This window comes from Paraflavitalea soli (assembly GCF_003555545.1).
Lineage (GTDB): Bacteria > Bacteroidota > Bacteroidia > Chitinophagales > Chitinophagaceae > Paraflavitalea > Paraflavitalea soli.
On the sequence record NZ_CP032157.1, the window covers coordinates 7,092,925 to 7,115,278 of the forward strand.

The 22,354-nt window shown below is 42.9% G+C and carries 18 protein-coding genes; 8 read left to right on the top strand and 10 right to left on the bottom strand.

What is annotated here, in order from left to right; all coding sequences use genetic code 11:
* Window positions 1–486: 486 nt before the first annotated feature.
* Window positions 487–2,922, top strand: coding sequence for a TonB-dependent receptor (locus tag D3H65_RS27345; protein WP_119053347.1), 2,436 nt, complete (start codon window positions 487–489; stop codon window positions 2,920–2,922).
* Window positions 2,923–2,983: 61 nt separating this feature from the next.
* Here the strand turns inward: D3H65_RS27345 and D3H65_RS27350 are convergent, their stop codons facing one another.
* Window positions 2,984–4,327 (bottom strand): hypothetical protein, encoded by a 1,344-nt coding sequence (locus tag D3H65_RS27350; protein ID WP_119053348.1) that lies wholly within the window; start codon window positions 4,325–4,327, stop codon window positions 2,984–2,986.
* 138 nt (window positions 4,328–4,465) lie between these two features.
* Between D3H65_RS27350 and D3H65_RS27355 the strand changes: the two genes are divergently transcribed.
* A complete protein-coding gene (locus D3H65_RS27355) occupies window positions 4,466–4,918 on the top strand; it encodes a DUF2721 domain-containing protein (RefSeq protein WP_119053349.1) in 453 nt (150 codons plus the stop codon).
* On the opposite strand, the gene D3H65_RS27360 is transcribed toward D3H65_RS27355, so the two are convergent.
* From D3H65_RS27360 to D3H65_RS27375, 4 genes are all read right to left on the bottom strand, one after another.
* A complete protein-coding gene (locus tag D3H65_RS27360) occupies window positions 4,915–5,343 on the bottom strand; it encodes a DUF983 domain-containing protein (protein WP_119053350.1) in 429 nt (142 codons plus the stop codon). The two genes, D3H65_RS27355 and D3H65_RS27360, sit on opposite strands and share 4 nt — an antisense overlap.
* 98 nt (window positions 5,344–5,441) lie before the next feature.
* The gene (locus tag D3H65_RS27365) at window positions 5,442–7,241 is read right to left on the bottom strand and encodes an ABC transporter ATP-binding protein (protein ID WP_119053351.1); all 1,800 of its coding nucleotides are present in this window, start codon (window positions 7,239–7,241) and stop codon (window positions 5,442–5,444) included.
* A gap of 78 nt (window positions 7,242–7,319) precedes the next feature.
* Window positions 7,320–8,654 (bottom strand): O-antigen ligase family protein, encoded by a 1,335-nt coding sequence (locus D3H65_RS27370; protein WP_162915838.1) that lies wholly within the window; start codon window positions 8,652–8,654, stop codon window positions 7,320–7,322.
* 47 nt (window positions 8,655–8,701) lie between these two features.
* Window positions 8,702–9,535: a hypothetical protein gene (locus D3H65_RS27375; RefSeq protein ID WP_119053353.1), complete on the bottom strand. Its 834-nt coding sequence runs from the start codon at window positions 9,533–9,535 to the stop codon at window positions 8,702–8,704.
* A 208-nt stretch (window positions 9,536–9,743) separates the two neighbouring features.
* Here D3H65_RS27375 and D3H65_RS27380 point away from each other — a divergent pair, with 208 nt between their 5' ends.
* The 4 genes from D3H65_RS27380 to D3H65_RS27395 are packed head-to-tail and all read left to right on the top strand — an operon-like array spanning window position 9,744 to window position 13,857.
* Window positions 9,744–11,009 (top strand): flippase, encoded by a 1,266-nt coding sequence (locus tag D3H65_RS27380; protein ID WP_119053354.1) that lies wholly within the window; start codon window positions 9,744–9,746, stop codon window positions 11,007–11,009.
* Window positions 11,006–11,683 carry a class I SAM-dependent methyltransferase gene (locus tag D3H65_RS27385; RefSeq protein WP_119053355.1) on the top strand — a complete coding sequence of 226 codons (678 nt, stop codon included), beginning with the start codon at window positions 11,006–11,008 and terminating at the stop codon, window positions 11,681–11,683. Before D3H65_RS27380 ends, D3H65_RS27385 begins: the two co-directional genes overlap by 4 nt.
* A 3-nt stretch (window positions 11,684–11,686) precedes the next feature.
* Window positions 11,687–12,601, top strand: coding sequence for a glycosyltransferase family 2 protein (locus D3H65_RS27390; protein WP_119053356.1), 915 nt, complete (start codon window positions 11,687–11,689; stop codon window positions 12,599–12,601).
* The gene (locus D3H65_RS27395; protein WP_119053357.1) at window positions 12,601–13,857 is read left to right on the top strand and encodes a hypothetical protein; all 1,257 of its coding nucleotides are present in this window, start codon (window positions 12,601–12,603) and stop codon (window positions 13,855–13,857) included. The genes D3H65_RS27390 and D3H65_RS27395 overlap by 1 nt, the downstream gene beginning before the upstream one ends.
* Here D3H65_RS27395 and D3H65_RS27400 read toward each other — a convergent pair.
* Window positions 13,854–14,783 (bottom strand): hypothetical protein, encoded by a 930-nt coding sequence (locus D3H65_RS27400; protein WP_119053358.1) that lies wholly within the window; start codon window positions 14,781–14,783, stop codon window positions 13,854–13,856. The two genes, D3H65_RS27395 and D3H65_RS27400, sit on opposite strands and share 4 nt — an antisense overlap.
* Window positions 14,784–15,065: 282 nt before the next feature.
* Here D3H65_RS27400 and D3H65_RS33365 point away from each other — a divergent pair, with 282 nt between their 5' ends.
* The gene (locus tag D3H65_RS33365; protein ID WP_245999604.1) at window positions 15,066–15,842 is read left to right on the top strand and encodes a class I SAM-dependent methyltransferase; all 777 of its coding nucleotides are present in this window, start codon (window positions 15,066–15,068) and stop codon (window positions 15,840–15,842) included.
* Window positions 15,824–16,552 carry a glycosyltransferase gene (locus tag D3H65_RS27405; RefSeq protein ID WP_245999779.1) on the top strand — a complete coding sequence of 243 codons (729 nt, stop codon included), beginning with the start codon at window positions 15,824–15,826 and terminating at the stop codon, window positions 16,550–16,552. Before D3H65_RS33365 ends, D3H65_RS27405 begins: the two co-directional genes overlap by 19 nt.
* A gap of 23 nt (window positions 16,553–16,575) precedes the next feature.
* On the opposite strand, the gene D3H65_RS27410 is transcribed toward D3H65_RS27405, so the two are convergent.
* Genes D3H65_RS27410 through D3H65_RS27425 form a run of 4 tightly spaced genes read right to left on the bottom strand, consistent with a single transcriptional unit; the run spans window position 16,576 to window position 21,964 of the window.
* Complete coding sequence (locus tag D3H65_RS27410) at window positions 16,576–17,487, bottom strand: class I SAM-dependent methyltransferase (protein WP_119053360.1); 912 nt, start codon at window positions 17,485–17,487, stop codon at window positions 16,576–16,578.
* 5 nt (window positions 17,488–17,492) lie between these two features.
* Entirely contained in the window at window positions 17,493–18,608 is a 1,116-nt protein-coding gene (locus tag D3H65_RS27415) for a glycosyltransferase family 4 protein (RefSeq protein ID WP_162915841.1), read from the bottom strand.
* Between the two features lie 4 nt (window positions 18,609–18,612).
* Window positions 18,613–20,820, bottom strand: a complete 2,208-nt coding sequence (locus D3H65_RS27420; protein ID WP_162915842.1) for a DUF6311 domain-containing protein — start codon at window positions 20,818–20,820, stop codon at window positions 18,613–18,615.
* A 37-nt stretch (window positions 20,821–20,857) separates the two neighbouring features.
* Complete coding sequence (locus tag D3H65_RS27425) at window positions 20,858–21,964, bottom strand: DUF1972 domain-containing protein (protein ID WP_119053363.1); 1,107 nt, start codon at window positions 21,962–21,964, stop codon at window positions 20,858–20,860.
* Window positions 21,965–22,354: the final 390 nt, after the last annotated feature.

Consider the following 22,354-nt stretch of genomic DNA (forward strand, 5'->3'; position numbering starts at 1 on the left):
TGTGCTAGTTTTATCCTAATTGCTTTAATTTGCAACGCAGTAGCAATAAGGTTGAGCCTACAACATCCCATATTAAGACGTTCGCTGGCTGGTATTTTACTGGTGCTTTTTGCATTCAGTATTATGCCAAAGAAGGTGCTGCATGACCTGATCGTAAGTCATACAGACGGCGTTAATACTACAAAATCTGTCACACCGCAGATTGGCAAAGCGGGGTTTAATTGTGATTGTCAGAACCTGGTTACTGAATCGCCGTTCACGGCCGATAGCCAACAAATTACCTTAAGTTTTCCTCCACATTATAGTACGGAGCCTTGCACATTTTCAAGTCAGGTTTATACTACCGCTTTCTTTTCGCATTCCTTACGGGGGCCTCCCGCTATCAGTTAATAAGATAAAACTCTTCCGGTATTAACAGCCGGGGAGCAATTTCCATTTACCGGTAACCGGTGATTATGATCTCAATATTGACTGATAATACAAATCATGAAACAGCTTTCTATTTATTTAGTGCTGCTTGTAGCAGCCAGCCTGCGTACCCAGGCGCAATCGACTTCTTTGCATACCACGCCAACCGATAAAAATATTGTACTGAATGTATCTTTCACGGGAAAAGTAACTGACGCCAAAACAGGAGAGGTGTTGGCTGGCGCTTCGATACAATTCCCCGATCTTAAAGTAGGCAGCACTACCAACCAGCAAGGTGTATACAGGCTGCAGAATATTCCTTCCGGCAAGTACCTGGTGGAGGTGAGCTTTACTGGTTATGCTTCTATAGTTGAATCAATTGTTTTAAATGGTAATACCGAAAGGGATTTTGCACTTTCGCGGTCATATGCAGAGAATGAAGCAGTAACGGTTACCGGGGTATCATCTGCCACTTCTGTGAAAAGGACACCGGTGCCGGTGAATATCCTGAAAAAGGAAGAGTTGATGCGGGGGGTGTCTACGAACCTGATAGATGCCCTGAGCAAAACACCCGGCGTAACTCAAATATCCACCGGACCAGCTATCTCCAAGCCCTCCATTCGCGGATTGGGTTACAACCGCGTAGTGGTGGTCAATGATGGCATCAGGCAGGAAGGACAACAATGGGGTGATGAACATGGCATCGAGATCGATGAATACAATGTAACGAAAGCAGAAATACTGAAAGGGCCGGCTTCCCTGATGTATGGCAGTGATGCACTGGCGGGGGTGGTGAATTTTATTTCTATTTTACCAGCTCCGGAAGGAACAGTTAAAGGAAATGTATTTGGCACCTACCAAACCAATAACCGGCAGCGTGGCATGCATGCTGATATTGGGGGCAATCAACATGGTTTTATCTGGGGAGCCTACGGATCGTATAAAGCAGCAGCTGATTATAAGAATAAGTATGATGGGTACGTATTCAACTCGAAGTTCAACGAACGTGACTTTGGGGGCTATATTGGTTTGAACAAACAATGGGGGTTCAGCCACCTGTATGTAAGCAACTTTGACCAGCGGGTAGGGCTGGTTGAAGGCGACCGGGATGATGTGACGGGGCAGTTCCTGAAACCTATTGATAACAATGGTACGGCGGAAGAAGCGATCGCCAGCGGAAAGGATTTCACTTCTACTGATCCTTCTATTCCCCGGCAGCGGATACAACATTTTAAAGTAGCTACGGACAACAGTTTTAATATTGGTCAGGACCGGTTAACGGTGCTGGTAGGTTATCAGCGCAACCAGCGGCAGGAGTTTGGCAATATACTGGACCCCGGGGAAAAGGAATTGTACTTTGACCTCAATACGGTGAACTATAATGTTCAATACCACTTTGCCGAGAAAAAAGACTGGAAGACAACGATCGGGGTGAATGGTATGCAGCAAAGCAATAAGAATAAAGGCGCCGAAGTGTTGATACCGGAGTATTCCCTGTTTGATATCGGAGGTTTTGTGTACACGCAAAAGAGGATCAATAAACTGACCCTGAGCGGTGGGGTGCGTTTTGATAACCGCTCTATTGATTCCAAAGAGCTGGAAGATGGTGGAGATATTAAGTTCCAGGGATTTACAAAAAGCTTCTCCAATGTATCGGGAAGCGTGGGGCTGAGTTATGAGGCCAGCAAAGCAGTTACTTTCAAACTCAATGTGGCACGTGGTTTCCGGGCGCCCAGTATTCCTGAGCTGGCCAGTAACGGGGCGCATGAAGGAACGAACCGTTATGAGTATGGTGAGCAGGACCTGAAGTCGGAGACGAGCTTCCAGGTAGATGGAGGTATAGAGGTGAATACAGAGCACATATCGCTGGCGGCTAACGTATTTTATAATGCCGTAAGCAATTTCATTTATTACCGTAAGCTGCAGGGCGCCAATGGCGGCGACTCGATCCTGGTAGATGGTTCGGATGAATTCTTTGCTTTCCGGTTTGACCAGCACAATGCCCGTTTGTATGGAGCAGAGATAAACCTGGATATTCACCCGCATCCATTGGACTGGCTGCATATTGAAAACTCGTTTTCCATTGTGCGGGGCACGTTGAGCGAGGAGCAGGATGGCAGCAAGAACCTGCCTTTCATTCCTGCGGCCCGGTTGATCAATGATGTAAAGGCAGAGTTTGGCGCCAAAGGAAAAGTGATCCGCCATTTATATGTAAAGGCCGAACTGGATAATACTTTTGCGCAGAATGATCCTTTTACAGGTTATAATACAGAGACTAAAACATCGGGTTACAGCCTGTTGAATGCCGGGCTGGGCGGGGATATCGTCAGTAAGGGAAAAACTTTGTTCAGCTTGTACATAGCGGCTAACAATATCGGCGATGTGGCTTACCAGAACCATTTGAGCCGGTTAAAATATACCGCTGTGAACAATGTAACGGGGAGGACAGGGGTCTACAATATGGGCAGGAACTTCAGTATTAAGCTGAATGTACCGTTATCTTTTAACCTGTAAGCCCGGATACATAATAATATTAAAACAGGAACGTTATAATAGGGTATTTACTAACCCGTTTTTATAAAATTGCAGGCCCTTCGCTTCGGCAGAGGGCCTGCTTCTTTGTATGGTACCAGGTGATCAACAACACCGTATGGAGGGAGGTAGCAATACAGCACCAATAAAAGTACCGGAATTCCGTATCGGCCTGGTAGATAAAAAATTGAGGAAGGAGGTAGAGCAGGGAAGAGAGGGCCAGACAAATGCCTGCCTTTTTAAAAATGCTGAAAGGCAGGCGGAGGCTGATGAGGAGTTGCAGGAACGGCAGCAAAAGCCAAAACCAGGGCTTCATGTAGGGCATGTGTTGGTTGGCCTGGATAATGCCGGACACTACATTACGCACCGGGTTATGTTTGAGTGCAAAGCCAAATTGGTTGGTATAGATGTAGGGGTAGTAATAATAGAAAGTAGTATCAGGTCTTTGTTTTACCTGCAGGAAGTACAGGAATCCATCAAAGCGATTCTCCAGATAGGTGAAGGTGTTTTCATGAATACTCTTTTTCCATTCTTTGATGAGCTGCTTCCTGGTTTGCTCATTGAGGGGCGGGAAGATCTGTTTGTTATCGCCGTTCCACCAGATATTATCCAGGGTAGCCGTGGTGAAATGGGATCTAATGTAATTGCTGTCAAAGCCGGGATGCCGGGTGATAAAGTCCGGGAAGTAAGACCTGCCCGTGGCCACATAGATCCCGGCCATATCATGCGCCATCAGTTTATATTCAGCATAGGCTTTATGGGGTCTCAGGATAAACTTGTTAAAGGAAAGATTGGCCATCAGCAAGCCTGTTAATACCAGCGACAGCAAGCCGACCTTCCGGGTGATCGTGCCTGAATAAACATCCTCTACCCAAAGGTAATAGAGTGTAATAGCGCCTGGCAGGGCATTGATACGCACCATAGTGCCATAGGTAAGGAGCAAAAAGGTAAGGACGGCTTCCCAGGCACTCATTTTCCGGTTGTAATAAATAGCCCGGAGCATGATCGTTACGGCCAATAGCCAGCACAAGGCCATTTGCGCATCTTTTACGATCAATCCTGCAAAGTTCTGTACATAGGGTGCGCCGACGAATACAAATACCAGGCTAAGGAAGGGCAGGAGGCGTTTGCACCAGGTACTGGCTATGATATAAAAGCTGGACCATAAGAGGATCAACTGGAAGACCAACATTACCTGCGGTCCCTTATGGATGAGGTTGAGCAGGCTCCAAAAGCCAGCCATAATGGGTGGATGCCAGTCGGTATATCGGTGGCTGATGGCTTGTGTATATTGATCAACTGTATCAATATACATAAAGCCGGGATAAAACGCCAGGAGGTCAATAATGAATCCTACGATCGCAACAACAGGTATGTACTTCTTCAATGAGAATTAATTCTTATGTAAATTAACTGATCTTCTTTCATTTTGGAGCAGGCAGGATAACGGAGCTATTGGCTCCGGTATTATGGATAACTGCTATGTTTTGGAAGCAAGATTGTATTTTAGTAGCAAATTATGGACATGGAGCTTTCCATTACGACCCCTGCTTTATTATTTCCTGCTATATCCCTGTTGATGCTGGCTTATACCAACCGGTTCCTGGCCCTGGCCAGTTTAATCCGCAACCTGCACGATAAGTACAAAAAAGACCCTGATCAAAAACATATCATTCAACAGATACGCAACCTGCGTACACGGATCAGGTTGATCCGCTCCATGCAGGCGCTGGGAGTGATCAGCTTCCTGTTTTGCGTAGTATGCATGTACTGCATTTTCAGGAATTGGACGGATGCCAGCTATATTATCTTCGCATTGAGCATAGGAGCATTTATGACCTCGCTGGTATTATCGTTACTGGAAATTTCGCTCAGTACCAAAGCCCTGGAGCTTGAGCTGAGTGATCTGGAAAAAGAAACAAGGGTCAATTTCTTTACCAATATCCTGGGTGTGCGGGATAGCCGGGATCCGGATTAATCCTGCTTTACTTCTTCCTGTTTGTTGCTTTTATAATCAGGATCATATTTCACGAAAAAGTAGAGGTATATCACCCTGCTGAGGCGCATAAGCCAGGGCTGCAGGAATATGAGCAGAAAAACATTAATGCCCAGCCAGAAGAAAAAGCGATTGTCCTGGGTAGACATGCCGATAAGCACATACCAGGCGACGAAAGTGGAGACGGACAGGGCCACAGAGAGGGCGTAACTTACATAGGCGGTTCCATACCAAAAACCTGGCTCCAGTTCATAGGGCTGCCTGCATTTGGGGCAGCTTACAGGCATATCAAACACCTTCCTGAGCTTCCATGGATTACTGTTCTTGAACATCGGCCCTCTGCGGCAGCGCGGGCATTTCATGGTAAGAATGCTCCAGAAGTAATTTGGTTTGGATGTAGCTGGCATGGCCGCAAAGATAAGCTTTACCGTTTTAGGTGCAAGGCAAAGAAAACCGGCCTCCTGAAGAGAGAGGCCGGTACAATATATAGATCAGTTGAAATGGCTTATGCGGCCAGGGTCTTTTTGCGTTCTCCGATCTGTTGGCGCCACATGGCGTAATACAGCCCTTTTTCTTCGATCAACTCTTCGTGAGAGCCTGTTTCTACGATATCACCTTTTTCCAATACATAGATGCGATCGGCATGCATAATGGTAGAAAGGCGGTGGGCGATCAATACCGTAATCTGATTCCTTTGAGAGGATACTTGCTTGATCGTATTAGTGATCTCTTCTTCTGTAAGTGAATCAAGTGAAGAAGTCGCTTCGTCGAATATCAGGAGGTGGGGTTTGCGTAACAATGCCCTGGCTATGGACAAGCGTTGTTTTTCACCACCAGACAGTTTAAGGCCCCCTTCCCCGATCATGGTATCGATCCCTTTCTCTGCCCTGGCCAGGAGGTTGGTACAGGCTGCTTTTTGTAAGGCATCCAGCAAGTCTTCATCGCTGGCGCCGGGGTTTACAAAGAGTAAGTTTTCTTTTATGGTGCCGGAAAATAGCTGGGTATCCTGGGTTACAAATCCTATCTGGCTGCGCAGGTCGTCATACCGGATAGCGGTTTCATCAATGCCATTGTAGAGTATTCTTCCTTCCTGCGGGCGGTACAAGCCAACCAGCAATTTCATGAGGGTGGTCTTTCCGGAACCTGAGGGACCAACAAAGGCAATGGTTTCGCCGGTTTTTACCGAGAAGTTGATATTGTCAATGGCCTTTTGCTGAGCAGTCTGGTGTTTGAAACCAACGAACTGGAATTCGAGGGTCTGGATATCGCCCAGGTGCCGGGGTTCGGCCGGTTCCAACTCGGGCTCCTTTTTCATCAGGTTTTCAAAGTTATTCAAAGAGACTTCTGCTTCACGGTAGGAAAGGATAATACTGCCAATTTCCTGGAGTGGACCAAAGATGAAGAAGGAAAAGATCTGCATGGTTACGAGCTGACCTGCATCCATTTCCTTTCTAAACACCAGCCACATCATCAGGAACAGAATTACCTGGCGCAATGTGTTTACAAAAGTGCCCTGTACAAAGGCCACGCTGCGTATGCGTTTTACCTTCTTTACCTCCAGTCCTAATATTTTATAGGTATTCTGGTTGAGGCGACCGACTTCCTGCGCTGTAAGGCCAAGACTTTTTACCAGTTCAATATTCCTGAGCGATTCGGTAGTAGCGCCTGCAAGGGCCGTGGTTTCCTTTACAATGCTTTTCTGTATGGTCTTTACTTTCTTGCTCAACAGGTTGGAAATGAACATCAGCAGGCCAATACCGCCAAAATACACGATCGGCAGGGACCAGTGGATCCTTACGGCAAAGACAGATACCACACCAATACCCACCACCACGGTGAAGAGGATATTTACAAAATAGCCGATGAATTTTTCTGTATCGGTCCTTACTTTGGTAAGTACTGATAAGGTTTCACCGCTTCGCTGGTCTTCGAAATCCTGGTAAGGAAGGCGCATGGCTTGTTTAAGGCCGTCTGTAAAAACCTTGGCCCCAAACTTCTGTACTACTACCGTCATGAAGTAATCCTGGAAGTTTTTGGCAATACGGCTTACCATGGCTACGGAAATAGAGGCCAGCAATAAAGGAACAACTCCCCAGGTGGCCCCTTTTTTAAAGGAAAAGAGGAAATCGTGCCAGTTAAATTTGCCGGGGCCAGTCTTATCTGACAGGTGATCGTTTGCCAGGTTGACCAGGCGCCCAAAAATGATGGGGTCCATCAGCGAAAACCCTATATTAATGGCGGCCAGCAATAATACAAGGAAAACCAGCCATTTATGGGGCTTGAGGTAGGTCAGTAATATTTTCATACAGGAGAAATAACAGATTTAAGGCTAAAATGTTAAAGTTAATAAGATTGCGGATGATTTGGATTGGGCAGGTTTCGACTATTGAACAGCAGTTGCTGTGGAGGGGGAATTGGCCGGTTCAGTTCCGTAGTAAATGAAGAGTGGAAGGAAAATGGCAATGAAAATTCCATATTGTGTTTCCAGGAATGATTCATTGAACGAATACAAAAGAATAAGGGTAATAATGCCCGAGACCTGGTAGTTTTTTCGCTTGATGGCCATCCAGATCATACCATAAGCTATTAATCCGAAGGCTAATAGGCCGAAAATACCTGTTTGTAGAATAGATTCGAGGAATTGATTATGGGTATTGTATCCCAGAAACCCGGTAGCTCCTTTGGCCGGATCCCCAACATACATATTGGTCTCAGCATATTTTTTGTCAAGTAAGGCCTGGGCGTCACCTGGCCCTACGCCGGTAAGCCAGGCGTCGTTTTCGGTAAGTATTTCACCTGTAAAGCGCCATTCCAGTATCCTGAATTGAAGCCCATTGAAATAATCGCCGGGTTTAAATTTTTCCTGTTTCAGTATGCCTTTAATATCACCACTAACGATCTCATCAAAGCGCTGGCTGATGGGGTTATGGGTGAAAAATACAATGCCTATTGCTGCCAGCCCCAGGAGAATAGAGGTATAGATCAACTTACGGTTGGTCTTTTTAAAAGCTACACGTAATATGTAAAAAAGCAGGTAAACGATAGAAAAGACGATGATCAGTTTGGAGGAAAGCAATACTATAAATGTGAGAAAAAGGAGAGTGATCAATGAATGAACGACATAATTAATAAAGTAATTTTTCTTCCTGAAAGTTTCCAGCACGTAGGTGAGCCCTGCAAAAGTGAGAATAGAGAAGTGGATGGCATGGAATAGAACGGGACTTACAAGTTGATGGTAAAGAAAGGCTGAAACACCTGCATTATTCCTGTAATAGTTTACGGTGGCCACAAAAAGACAATACAGCATACACACAATAAGCAGGTAAATGTATGGATGCATTATTTTTTTGTAGGAATAAGCATTCAGGTAATTGCTGCTGCATAGGGCGACCGGTGTTGCCAGTATTGCAATTTTAAGCCCAATATGTCTCCATCCTTCTTCTGTATTATTGGTGTAGAGAAGTCCGGTGAACTGCATCAGGTAGAATAATAAGCAACCGGCAAGAATGGGATTTATCAAACGTTTATTGAACAGGGAGCCCGTTTCTATTTTATTGTATACAACAGAGCCCGCTAAGATGCCTGGCAAAGCGATACTACTTACAGCCCTTAGTGAAAAGATGACGCTTGCAAGGGAAGCAATATAGGATACCTGGATAAATAAGGATACATAAAATATAACATCCTTTTTAGTCTCCAATGATAGCGTCTTTGGCAAATTGATGAGTATTAAACCTGTTGAAAATCAATTAGATGTTGAGCCGGTTAGAAATAATGGGAATACTTTTTCATGAATTGTTTATAAGCGGCGATCGAAAAGCCTATGAATGCACCACAAATAAACCCAAGGATCATTAGTGATCTCAGTTTGGGCTGATCAGGTTTCTCAGGCTTAGAGAAATTTTGTAAGACCTGAACAGCATTGGCAAATTTTAAGTCAGTTTCATACTTTACCTTTTTCTCCAGGAGGGTCACGATCTCACTGTTGATCCTGGAAATGTCCAGTATAAATGATCTGGAAGTGGTATTGCTGCGAAGGCTTGAATCAAGATTGGCCAGCTTTAAGTTTTCCAGCTTCTGTGTTTCAATATTTATCTTTTCTATAAGCTGCTTCAGGTGATTTCGCTGGTCGGCGAGTTGTTCCTTTATGTATTCGTTGTTTTCGAATCCGCTTAAAATGGCCTTTTGTAATGTAGGTATAACCGTTGTATCTAAAATGCTGGCGCTAACTATAAATCCCTTGGCCTGTAAGTTTGTTTTTGGTATTTCCTGGGTAGTAATAGATCCGATCTTTTTAAATAAGCTGGGGTCACAATTAAACCTTTGGGCCAGCTCTGCATAGTTATTGGTGCGCTTAAGATCTGCCCAGTTATCTACAATCTGGAAAAACTCTTGTTTAGTAAGAATGGAAGGCTGAAGAATTGCCTTGGAAGTATAATATTTGGGGATGGTCAGGTAAGTAAAAAAACCTGCTAAAACTCCCGCCAATGTTACACCCAACAGGATCAACCGATAACTTTTCAGGAAGCGAATAATACTAACCAGTAAGGCTATTAAATCTATGTCATCCGTGCTTACATTCTTTGATCTTTCTTCCATATATCCGTAGATATTTTTAAGATTCGGGTTATTGGTAGGGAGGTTTAGAGAGGCAAAAAGCTATCCTTTGCCAGCTGGCGCAATATACTTAAAAATATCTATAGGAATACCTTTCCCGGCAGGATATGAAGGCTGGTCCTTCCTTTTCGGCCTTTATGAAATCATTAGGATATCATATATCTGGTCTTCTCAGTATCTTCGCCACTTTATGGCCATTAACAGCAGGAGGAAAATATTCTCTAATTTTGCAGCCTTAAGTGTTATCCAGGGTACGAACTTTCTAATTCCTATTATTATTATGCCGTATTTGATACGCAAAATAGGAGCTGATAGCTTTGGTATAGTCTCTGTTGCGCAGGTAGCGATGGTCTATTTAGGTACGATCACTGATTATGGGTTCAATCTGACCGCTACCCGAAGAATTGTACGGCATAAAGAAGAGCCGGATACAATTTCCAGGTTGTTCTTCACTGTTCTTGGCTCCAAGATGCTCATTACGCTTTTCTTGTTTCTCCTGTTATTGTTGTTGGGCTTTGTGGTACCTGCCAGCCCGGCTTTAAAACTCTTGTATTTATTAGGTTTTACCTACGTTTGGGGGCAATCTGCCACTGTAGGATGGTTTTTTCAAGGGGTAGAGAAGATGCAATATATAACCATTGCAACCCTGATATCCCGGGCCATCTTTGTAGCCCTCGTATTTATCTTTATCAGGCAAAAGGACGATCATATTTTTTTTCTTTTCTTTTTGGGCATAGGAAATGTAATTGCTGGTCTGTTTAGTATATACCTGGCTATTCGCATGTATAAATTAAGATTTGTTCGCCCGTTATGGAGTGATCTGATCTTTGAACTGAAGGATGGTTGGCAAATTATGGCCTCCAACCTTTCGATCAGTACCTACATGTATATGAATGTTTTTATATTGAGGTTATTTACCAATGACCTGATCGTTGGGTATTATAGCATAGCCGAACGCATATTTTTTGGGGTTAGGCAAATATTGGGCATTTTTTCGCAAGCCATTTATCCGCGCATATGCCAGTTGGTGCATGATGGGAAAAAGCAAACGAGGTCTTTCTTTAAGGATATTTATTTGCCCTTTTTATTGTTAACGATAGCCGGTTGCTGCACCTGTTTCATCTTTGCTCCCCGGATCATCCATTTCATGCTGGGCGATCATTCGGCCATTTCTGTATTGTTGTTCCGGATCCTGGCTTTTGTGCCCGCCATAGTGTGCTTAAATATTCCTGCTTATCAGATACTACTGGCTTTTAATAAGAAGCGAAGCTATTTATTGATCCTGTCCCTGGGCACAGTGCTCAATATCGTCGCCAACGTTTTGTTGGTAAATAGATGGGAAGCTGTGGGTACAACAATCAGTATTATCATTACAGAAGTTTTCATTACGGTGGGACTTAATATAGCACTTTTTAAAAATGATTTAGGAGATTTTATCAAGCCAAAATCTATATGAGTACAATAGGTTACAATACAAAAGATCAGGATTATTTTGCCAACCTGAGAATGGATGTAATTAGTTTACTTCCTGCAGATCCAGGTCAGAAGATATTGGAGGTAGGTGCGGCTGCCGGAAATACGCTGGTATATATCAAGGAGAAAAAGATGGCCAGTGAAGTGATGGGTGTCGAGTTGATGGCAATAGCCAACTCTAACCAACGCCATCCTTCCATTGATAAGTTTCAGATTGCAAATATTGAGCAGGAGAACATAGAAGCTCCGGAATCTTATTTTGATGTGATCATATGCGCTGATGTATTGGAGCACCTGGTGGACCCATGGGCTGCGGTAGAAAAGATATCGAAACATTTAAAGAAGGACGGGATACTACTGGTTAGTATGCCCAATATCAGGGAATGGAAAACACTGTCGAAAATAGTGTTCAAAGGAGACTTTGGTTATCAGCCGCAGGGAGGGATTATGGATAGAACACACCTCAGGTTCTTTTGTAAGAAGAACATCCACCAGTTATTAAGTACGGATACATTATCTCCGATATACTGTAGCCCCAATTTTAAACTTAAAGTAGTAAAAGAAGGGAAAAGGACCAGATTAATAAACAAGCTTACCCTTGGGCTATTTGAGAACCTGCTTACGGTTCAGTACCTGTTTATTGCTAAAAAAAGGTAAGAAATGTTGAAGGTCTTTATCGTAGTGCTGAATTATAAAAAGTGGCAGGATGTTGTGGAATGTCTTGGAGCGATCTTCCGTTCAACTTATAATAACTATTCCGTAATTGTTGTCGATAATAATTCGGGAAATAACTCCCTGCAGCATTTAATGGAATGGGTGGATAGATCGGCATTGTCGGAATACCAGTATTTTGAGCGCACTGCATTCCAATCCGTCAATGCAGAGAGCTTATCAAAACTGGTGTTTGTCCAGAACGACAGTAATAATGGGTTTGCGGCAGGCAACAATGTTGTACTTAATCGCTTGAAAGGACAGGATGCTTATGTTTGGTTGGTCAACCCGGATATGGTTGTGGCAGAGGGTGCCCTTGCAGCACTTGTTGATTTTGCGCAGCCACGGCCTAAAGAAACAGTAACGGGAGTTGTCATAAAGTACCATTCAGAGCCGGATAAGGTTTATTATTTTGGAGGCGGCAGGATCAATTATAATTCTGCTACCGTAACACTTATAGAAAAAAAAGAAATGATCCCCCAACTGGAGTTTATATCGGGAGGGGCTTTATTTATCCATGCTGACCTGTTAAGCAGGATAGGGCTATTGCCAGAGGAATATTTTTTATATTGGGAAGAAGCCGACTGGTGTTACCGGGCCGGCAATGCGGGGTGCAGGATGGAGGTATGCCTGGATGCCATTTGTTACGATAAAGTAAGCACTACTATAGGACGGGGATTTTTAGCGGATTATTATTATTCAAGGAACGGACTGATGTTCCTATCCAAATATAAAAGTAATAAGGTATGGATAGCTGTTTTCTTTGCCTCATTGCGTTACCTAAGGAGGTTGGTAGCTGGTCAAAGAGAACGGGCTAAAGGGGTCTATAAAGGGGTGATGGCATTCATTAAACAACCAAAGTAATGAAGTTAAATAAATACACCTTCTTTGCGTTTATCTATTTCTTCCTGAACTCTGTTGGATTGCCGGCCGGACTTACTTATACCGCCATATTGAGCCCTTTGTTTTATTGGTGGGTACTTACTGTACGCAGGCGGGAGATCTTATTGCCATTCTTCTTGCTCTTGTCGCCATTTGTATTATTGCACATAAGTACAGGAGCAGACCCCAAGACCTATATCATCTCTCTGTTGAATATCACGATGGTGTATATATTTTGCCAAACTGTATATACATTCCTGAAGATCCAAAAGAACCTTGAGCAAATATTCCGCTCCATATTGATCGTCAATTTTATTCTCTGTCTTATTGCGATACCCTTTTATAAAACATCCTATTATGGGCTTTTTTGGATAGAGCAGTTTTTGACCGAGGGAGTTGATAATTTCCGCAGGTTAAGGATGTTCACCTACGAGGCATCCTACTATGCCACTTTATTTGTGCCTGTATTTTTCTTCTTTTTTCTGCAAATAATATTCAGGCAAAATAGGATCAATACCTGGCTGTTGATGTTGATGCTGGCATTGCCCTATATCCTTTCTTTTTCAATGGGGGTGATCGGTGCCATGGTATTTGCTGTATTTATTATTTTCTCTCTTTATTTGGGCTCCCTTGCCAGGAAAAGAAGGGTAATTACCCTGGCTATATATTCTATGACCGGGCTGGCAGCCTTGTTGGTCGTATTAACTCTTTTTTTTCCCGGTAATGCGCTTTTCTCCCGGATCGAAAATATTTTAGCTGGTCAGGACCTTTCAGGACAGGGAAGAACTACCGATGCGTTTATACTTGCCAAGAGACTGCTCGCATTAAAGAATGAATGCTGGGGAATAGGGTTTGGACAAGTTAAGATGATCGGAGAAGATATCATCAGGGGTTATTATGGATACCCGCCGGATTATAACGTGATCTCCATACCCAATGCAACTGCAGAAACCCTGGCTATTTTGGGTTGGATAGGGGTGAGCATCCGGATATTGGCGGAACTGGCCCTGTTTTGCTTTACCAGGGTCTGGACAAACTATTACAGGTTGTTATTATTCAGTTTTGTTTTCCTGTATCAGTTTACTGGCAGTTTCGTGACCAATATTGCAGAGTACGTTATTTGGATCCTGGCCTTTACCAATTCATTCCCACAGTTTAATGTTGTTAGAAACTTTTCTATTAAACCAGCACCTAAGCAGGTGCCCTCCCAGGATGCTCTCTCCAACGAACGTTCTTAAATATGATAAATGTTCCTGATCGTATCGGTATTTCCGGTCGTTACATCAACCACGGGCAGGTCTTTTATTACAGCTAATCTTTGTTCATGGCGAAGGAAGGAGAGATTCCTTTTTTCATCTCTTGAATCCCGCCCGGCTGATACACGGAATTCTTCTTCAGCCTGGTATTTCCTGAAGGGGGCTGAAAGGTCCTTACGGACAAAAAAGGCATTCACCCCATAGCCTGCAGTACCGATAAAATCATATCCTTTCTTTTCGGCCAGATGGCAAAAAGCAGCAAGGGAAGCGCCAAAATATAGATCGGAGTAATGGGCGCCCGATCTTGTAAAGTCAGCTTTATAAGGAGTAGAGACTTTTTGGGTGGCCCCGAATGTTGAGTTGTATTCACATACCACGATCCTTGGTTGGATCACGTCAATTGTCTCCCAAACCCAATAATCATTTCCATCGATATCCACACTCAATAGGCCGATGTCCTTGCAATTGGTATAGTTGCTGATCAGCGAATTGATATTTTCTTTCGTGATAAAACTATGGACAGCTGTGAGATCATACTTCCAGTAAATAAAATCGTCTTTTATGAATTTGATATTTTGATCCGAACCATCAATTACCATCCCCGACCAGTTATTGTTGATCAGCAAATACCTGGTATTCGATTCGGTGTAATCTTCCACGCCGAATTCAATGAAGATCTTATAGGGGATATCTATTTTGCTAATGATGTATTGAAGAATGCCATCCTCTCCTCGTTGGGAAAAGACCTGAAATTCCACTTCTTCCAATGATTGAATATCGTGTTTTGTGCTGTTTTGTGCTGCCAGCAATCTCCCTTGATTTTGGAGTACCTTAAATGTATCGTAATGGAATTTTTGATAAAACTTTTTGTATTTGCGCTTTATAAAATTCCGGAGAGAATTGCTCATAATGAATGATTGGAATTTGCTATTATCAATTGCTGCAAAATACTAAGGAATCGCCAGAATGGCCAGAAAGGTTTACTTAAGGTCATATTCAGTATGAAACCTGAGCTTTTCGAATAAGAAATAGGCAGTAAGTTTTTTGTATTATGGTAATGTGGTGTATTATTGTGGCGAGCTATTCAAATTATCATTTTATTAATGTGTTTATGGCCCCTTTTCACCAGTCTGGATCTGCCTATGTAAGACCTATGGTGCTAGGCCTGATTTAACAATGAAATACCGCTTATGGATCTGAGAGAGCTTAAAGAGGTTTCCCAAATAAACAGGCATCCCTGGGAGTGGGCAAGATTCGAAGTGGCTTGTAAGCTGTTGCGGAAATACCTTAGCGGTAACAATACCTTTATTGACATTGGCTGTGGGGATGTCTTTTTTACGAAAGAGTTGTACAAAAGATATCCGCAATCCTCGTTTTTTGCTGTAGATATTGAGTTTACAGATGAACAGATTGCGGGGTTTAAGGAAGAATTTAATGATAAGCCTATACAGGTCTATAGAACGTTGGATGATCTGAATGTTCAGTTCAAAGGAAAGGCGACGCAGTTATTTCTGATGGATGTGATTGAGCATATTGAACACGATATAGACTTTTTGCAAATGGTAGCCAAGCAGCCATTTGTTGATGACAACACGTTGTTGTTTATTACTGTTCCTGCCTTTCAGAAGCTTTTCTGTACACATGACATTTTTCTTGGACATTACCGGCGGTATCACACGGCTATGCTGAAAGATCATGTACGCCGCGGAGGATGGGAGCCCCTGCAAACAGGCTATTTCTTCTCCTCATTACTGGTCCCACGGGTTATTCAAAAATTAAAAGAAGGAAATCCGCAGAGTGCCATGGGGAAAGCAACCGGATTGGTAGAATGGAAGGGAAGCAAGACCAAGACGGATCTGATCAAGAATGTATTGCTGACAGATTTCACTATCACCAACGGTCTCAAAAAGCTGGGATTAAGCTTGCCCGGGTTATCAAATTACGTAATATGCCGAAGATCTCGATAGTAGTTCCTTGTTATAATGAGTTTAATCGTTTGCCAAAAGAGGTATTCCTGGGGTTTATTAAATTGAACCCGGAAATCTTATTTTGCTTTGTAAATGATGGAAGCTCTGACAAGACTGCGGATATGCTGAAGGATTTGCAACAGCAGTACCCTGGCTCAATAGAAGTAGTCGATAATCAAAAAAATCAAGGGAAAGCCGAAGCAGTCCGTTCCGGCGTATTGCACGTGTTAAATACTACTTCCGTAGATTTTGTATCCTATCTTGATGCTGATCTGGCAACGCCCATAGAAGAGATCCTGCGCTTGTATGAAACGCTAAATAGCCGGGAAGGCGTTGAAATGGTGCTCGCCTCAAGGATTAAGCGATTGGGAGCAAACATCTCCCGGAAGGGATCACGCCACGTACTGGGTCGTATCTTTGCTACTTCCATATCTTTGCTGTTTGAGATCCCCATATATGACAGCCAGTGTGGTGCAAAACTTATTAAAAGGGAGTTGGCAACGAAGATCTTTGCCGAACCCTTACTATCAAAATGGCTTTTTGATGTAGAGCTGGTTGTCAGGGCAAAGCAATGCAGGAATAACCGTATTGACCATTTATTCGAAATGCCTTTGAATGAATGGATCGAGAAAGGGGATTCACGCATCAAACTAAAAGATGTCCTTGTTTTCCCTTATCATTTGGCCAGGATCAAAAGGCATTATAAATAAACAAGGCATCCGGCAAAGCTAACTTAGGCCTTCTTCAGGTATAATCTTATAATTCCCCCCTTACCAAATGCTGTTGCCACCAGTTCGAGAATGATAGCTACCGGCAATAGTACCAGTATCTTTAATAGCAAAGAAAAGGTTCTTTTATTCTTCAGTTCAAAAATGAGGTTACGGCGATAACCGAATAGTTTTAGTAAACTATCCAACATGCCTAAAATACCCAGGTGAAAGGACAGGAAGCTTTTTTTTACCGGTATAAAGTTGAGCTCCCTTGCAAATGATTCCAGGCGCGCAGGCGTAAAGTGATTTACATGGCGGGGGATATCCAGATGCATCCAGTTTCGTTTTGCTATACCTGACTGCCAGCTTTTAAAATTGGGAACTTCGAGGATGAAAAGAGCATCTTCTTTTAGATTACCTTTTATTAATTCCTGCAGCAGCGGAGTGGGTACAGAAAGATGTTCAAGTACATGAAAAAGGGTTAAAACATCAAAGTTCATATTGAATACATTCCCTGTAGAGTAGAATCCGGAGAAAACATCCAGTTGATAATTCTTCCTGGCATATTCGGCCCGGTCGGTAGAGGTCTCAATGCATTTTACCATCCATCCGTCTTCTTTGGCAAGGCTTCCAAACTTACCCTTTCCGCTTCCGAAATCAAGAAGGCTGCCTTTGGTGGGTTTTAATTTGTTTATATTTTTTATAACCCTTTTGTACTCAAAGCTTAGGATCTTATCAAAAATGGAGTTCTTGTTCTCAACCACCTTGTACACTTCATCGCTATAAAGTTCGTCCGTATTGACCTCTTTCTTTATAAAGGTATAGTAGTGATCGCAACGGTCGCAGGAAACAAGGTCTGCATCATAGGCAGGGACTATCTGGTTATAAAGTATGGTATGCTTTTGCTCTCCGCACAGTGGGCATGAAGTGTTCATATATGTTAATTTCTTTGAGTAGCTTTAAGGATGCTGTTCATAAATTGTTGAGCACTTTCCTTCCATTGAAATTCTTTTGCACGAATGATGCCGGATTGCCTTTTTTGGGCGTATAAGACAGGATCATCCAATAAAGCGTTGATGGCCGATGCAATACTTTTGGGGTCAGAAGGGTCAATATACAGAGCGGCATCTCCACAGACTTCCGGTAATGAAGTACTGTTTGATACTACAACCGGGGTACCGGATGCCAATGCCTCAAGCGGAGGAAGGCCGAAGCCTTCTGCAAAAGAAGGAAAGCAGAATAGCTTTGCTTTTGCATAAACCACCTGTAATGCCTCATCCGAAATGCCCCCCGTAAATACGATCCTTTCTTTCAGTTGCCGGTCAGCAAGTAATTGAACCAGATCAGGCGCTTTCGAATCTTCTTTACCCACAATCACAAGGGGTATCTGTTGGTCCTTCAGCAGGTTGAGGGCCCGAAGGAGGTTCTCTATGTTTTTCCTGACATTTAACCGGCCTACATATAGAATATAACTATCCGGCAGCCCCAACTGCTTTTGAATATTGGCTACCTGTATTGGATCATGCTGCTCAAGTGGTTTATATCTTTCGTCTACACCTAAAGGAACAATGTCGATATTGTCTGCTCTTTTCGTGTATTTATATTTTAGCAAGGTGCTTTTCACGTATAAGGTAGTTGCGATCAGCCGGTCGGCTTTGGGGGCAAGCCAGGATAAGGGCCAAAAGTACAATCTTTCTTTCCCGGAAAAGAATTGTGGGAAATCCCGGAATAATACATCATGGATGAATGCGATGGAAGGGATGGAAGTTCTAAAGGAAGGGTAGGTTTGGAATACCATCACCTCTACTTGCTGCTTCCGCATATGGCGGGGCAATACAAATACATTGGATAGTTGGTTAATACCTGCCCATACATATTGAACAGTTATGTTTTTCTGTGTGAACGGAAATTCCCTGTCCTTATCCTTTTCATCAAGGAAAATAACCCATTCATGTTCAGGATAAAGCTCAAAGGCAGCCCGAAGCAGGTTCTGCAATACTGTCCTGGTGCTTACCGGACCATTAAAATACCATTTCGCGTCTATCCCAATTTTCATGTGTTCATTTTTGGTTTGCCGGTATAGACTGATCAGCCGTACCAACACTGATCGTTTTTTCAACGGGTTGATAATAATACTTGCCGGCTTTATTTTTGATCATAAGTCCCATCTCATATTTCCCTGCAGGTATGTTATCAAAAAAGGATAATGACTCAAAGCCCGCATCGCTCAGATCCTCTTTCTTAAAATGGCTTGTCACATCCGGCCGTTGGATAATGTTAGCGGGCGATGTATAAAAGCTGGTATCTGATGAGAGCGCAATAAAAGTGGAATCTCCCTTGTTGTTATTGGTGGCTTCAATAAATGCCCAGCCATCTGTTGACAGATATTGGGAGCCGTTATTGGCCCTTGTAACGTAATAGGTAATACTTTTTGGGGCGTTTTCAAATGAGGGTTTTATAACCTTCGTAAAGACTACTCTTTTGGTCATTATTTGCATTACAGAGTCAAGCTTTGCCTTATTCTCAACAGTCAATTGCCCGCTCAAAAGAGATGTTTTTGGGGTTTGTCCTTTTCTTGAATAGAAATAGAAGTAGTTATTTAACGTGCTTACCTGGCAGGCGCCGGTCTGCACGGCCAATACAAAGTGCTTGAGGTGCGGCGATGTGGATATGTATAAGGTCTTTGGATCCAGTTTTCCTTCTTCCAGCCTTGAAGTGAGGGTATCCCTATACCGTTCCATGGATGTATTGTTGGCTCTCGCAACATAACCGATATTGATCGGCTTCTTCTTTTTTACAGCGAGGTAACAAAAGTATTGATAGTCCATCGGGGTGAGCTGATGTGATGCAAAAGGAGGATAAAACTCTATTTTATCAAACTGGTCAAAAAGAGCGCCCCAGGTCTCATCATCAAGCGGCGTTTTGTATGATCCATAGGATAGATTCCTATAGGTTAAAAGAAATTTGGTATCATACAATTGCAGTCCCAATGCTAGCATTAACACCACTACCCTGATCAATAAGGACCAGGTAGTCTTAGCCAATGTAATAATAACTGTAAACAGGATGAGGTAGTAGGGCAACCAAAAGCACCTGGCGCTTGCACGAAATACTTCTCCCAGTTTAGCTAATTTATCGGGTATGGGTATCTTGAAAAGGACCTTATCATTAAAGGAAACAATATGGGTAATTGAAAAGATGCTGATAATCAATACAAGCAGTAGCAAAGGCAACAGCTTTGTATTGGTTGAGCGCAGAAAAAACCTGTTCTTTAATGGCTGGTCGCTTTTTTTTGTAACGCGTGGTACCAGATAGATCAGTGCAATGGGTAATAAAAGCATTATACCTGCCCCAAGGTACATAAATCCTTCATACTGGTGCCAGCTTACTTGTTTAAAGGCAGGCAGGAGGGTAGAAAAACCGGTTGCGTTATATAAAGAATTTAAGTTTAAACTATACAGGCCATAAGCGCCCTGCACTGCAAAGTCTTCCTGATGGGAAAAGGTAACCATGCCGATCAGGTACCAGCAAAAGATAGTGGCTGTAATAGAAGCAGCCGCATATAGGTAGAAAGATCGCTTTTTTAGGACCTTGTCAAAGAAAGCAAGTTTTAAGGGCAATGCAATATTAAACCCCAATACCATAAACCAGAGGTAGGGATTGATGGAAGCGGCCAGTAATAACAGTATAAGCTGGTACTTAAGCAGCTGGCGTGGGTTGGTGGACTGGGGGTTGGAGAAATAGAGGTACAAAGAAGCGATGATCAGCCAATGAGCGCACAATGCCGGATGAAGACCGCGGTAGACAAGGACTGGGTTGGCTGTTAAAAATATAACACCAATAAATATGATATACGGGTGTAGCTTAAATAGCTGCAAAAGCCGTATAGTAAAATAAGCTGTAAGCAAGTAGCAGGTAAAAAGCCACAAGCCAAAGTATTGGAAATCGGAAGGCAGTATTGACTTGAATAACTTGAAGAAGATCGCAAACAAAGGGATGGAATCGGTAAAACCCACATTAGTCCCTAATGGGTAATAATAACGCGAGATGTTGCCCAGGGGAAATCCCCAGGGCTCATCCTTGTAAAAGGCCCAGCCGAGATAATGCGTTCCCCAATCATGCATGGCGGTCATTAGCCAACTTATATTCGTAGGTACCAGGGTACCCAGCCCATAAGTTATATGATGAATAATGATTACAACCAGGAAGGATGCTATCAGCAGCCCTTTCTGGTTCATGAGTGTTGGTCTGGGATTGATTGTATTCATGTACTTTTTAAAAGGGGAGTATTACAAGAACTTTATATTACCTGGGCGCGGCAGTAGTTTGCAGGGCTTTGAAAAACACCTGCTCATAATCATCAATTATCTTCTTCCAGTTATAGCTGGTTTTGATCTTTTCTACATTGCGCTGTTTGTGCTGAGCTAATATTCCGGGATCTGTTTTAATGGTAATGATATGAGCCACTTGCTCCGGATCAGAAAAATATTGGGCGTCCTTCTGTAAGATAGCCTTGTTAAAAGTATTGTCATGAGCGGCAATATTGCATTCGCAGGCCATCGCTTCCAGCAGGGATGGGTTTGTGCCTCCTACCGAATGTCCATGAAAGTAAAGGTGCGCATAATGGCGCAGGTTATTGATGATATTGGTATCGTATATGGCGCCGGCAAACCTTACCTGTGGGTTGCCGTAATTGTCCTTTAGATACTGACCAAATTTATTACCTGGATTGCCTACAACGATCAATGGGTAAGAGTGTTTGGATAGCAGATACCCTTTGATAATTGTTTCGATGTTGTTCTCAGGCTCCATCCGCGCTATGAGCAGAAAATATTTATTTACATCCACATGGTATTGTTCAATGACTGAAGGGGAGTAGCTGCCAGGGATCTCAGCGCCATAGGGAATAAATACAGAAGACTTTTGGTATTTGGCTGTTAGGTAGTCCTGTATACCAACAGAATCAGCGATCAACAGATCGGCATGTTGGGCTGCCCAATGCTCTGCCCTTTGCAGGAAATGTTGTGTTGGCTTGTTATACTTACTTCGCTTCCATTCGAGCCCATCCATATTAACTATGTTAATGCTTTGTTTAGGCCAAAGCCAATGCCAGATGGAGTTGCTGGTATATCCTAATTGCAGGAGAATGTCAAAGTTCCTTTTCCGGGCATCACGGATGCAGTTATAATCGTAGATAAACTGACCTGCAGTGCCTATCTTACCTTCCCAGTCTTTGCAGTGAATGATATTGACCTTGCCCCATTGCTTTTCCTGGTAGGGGTGTTCGCTGGAGTTATAAACAAATACTTCATGGCCTTTTTCAGCCAGTCCGTATGATAAATATTGGGCAAATTGCTCAAACCCTCCGTATGCATTGGGAACCCCTCTTGTACCAAGAATACCTACTTTCATAATTATTGGAATGACGTTTGACTATAAACTGCGGAAGCTTTGAAAATGAAATGGAATGAACCCGAATGATAAATATCTGTTAAATAGAATTGGACGGACAGATACTGCTGGTTGGTATAAGTTTTGCATTTTAAGGTTTAGAATCAAGAATTTGAAGACGCGAATGTAGAGAAATGTCTTTGTTTAGCCTTCAACATCCAGTAAATAAGAATATTTGATCAATGGCCAAGGGGCTGAAAAATAAATAAGGGTAAGCAACGTTTATTTCTCGCTCAATGTCAGGTAACATGAACATTAATGGTTATTCGATCAGAGGGTCAGAATTTTAACAAATTTGAATGCTGATTGATATTGAGTATTGGTAAAATTTGCTTTCTTTGCACCCAGAAA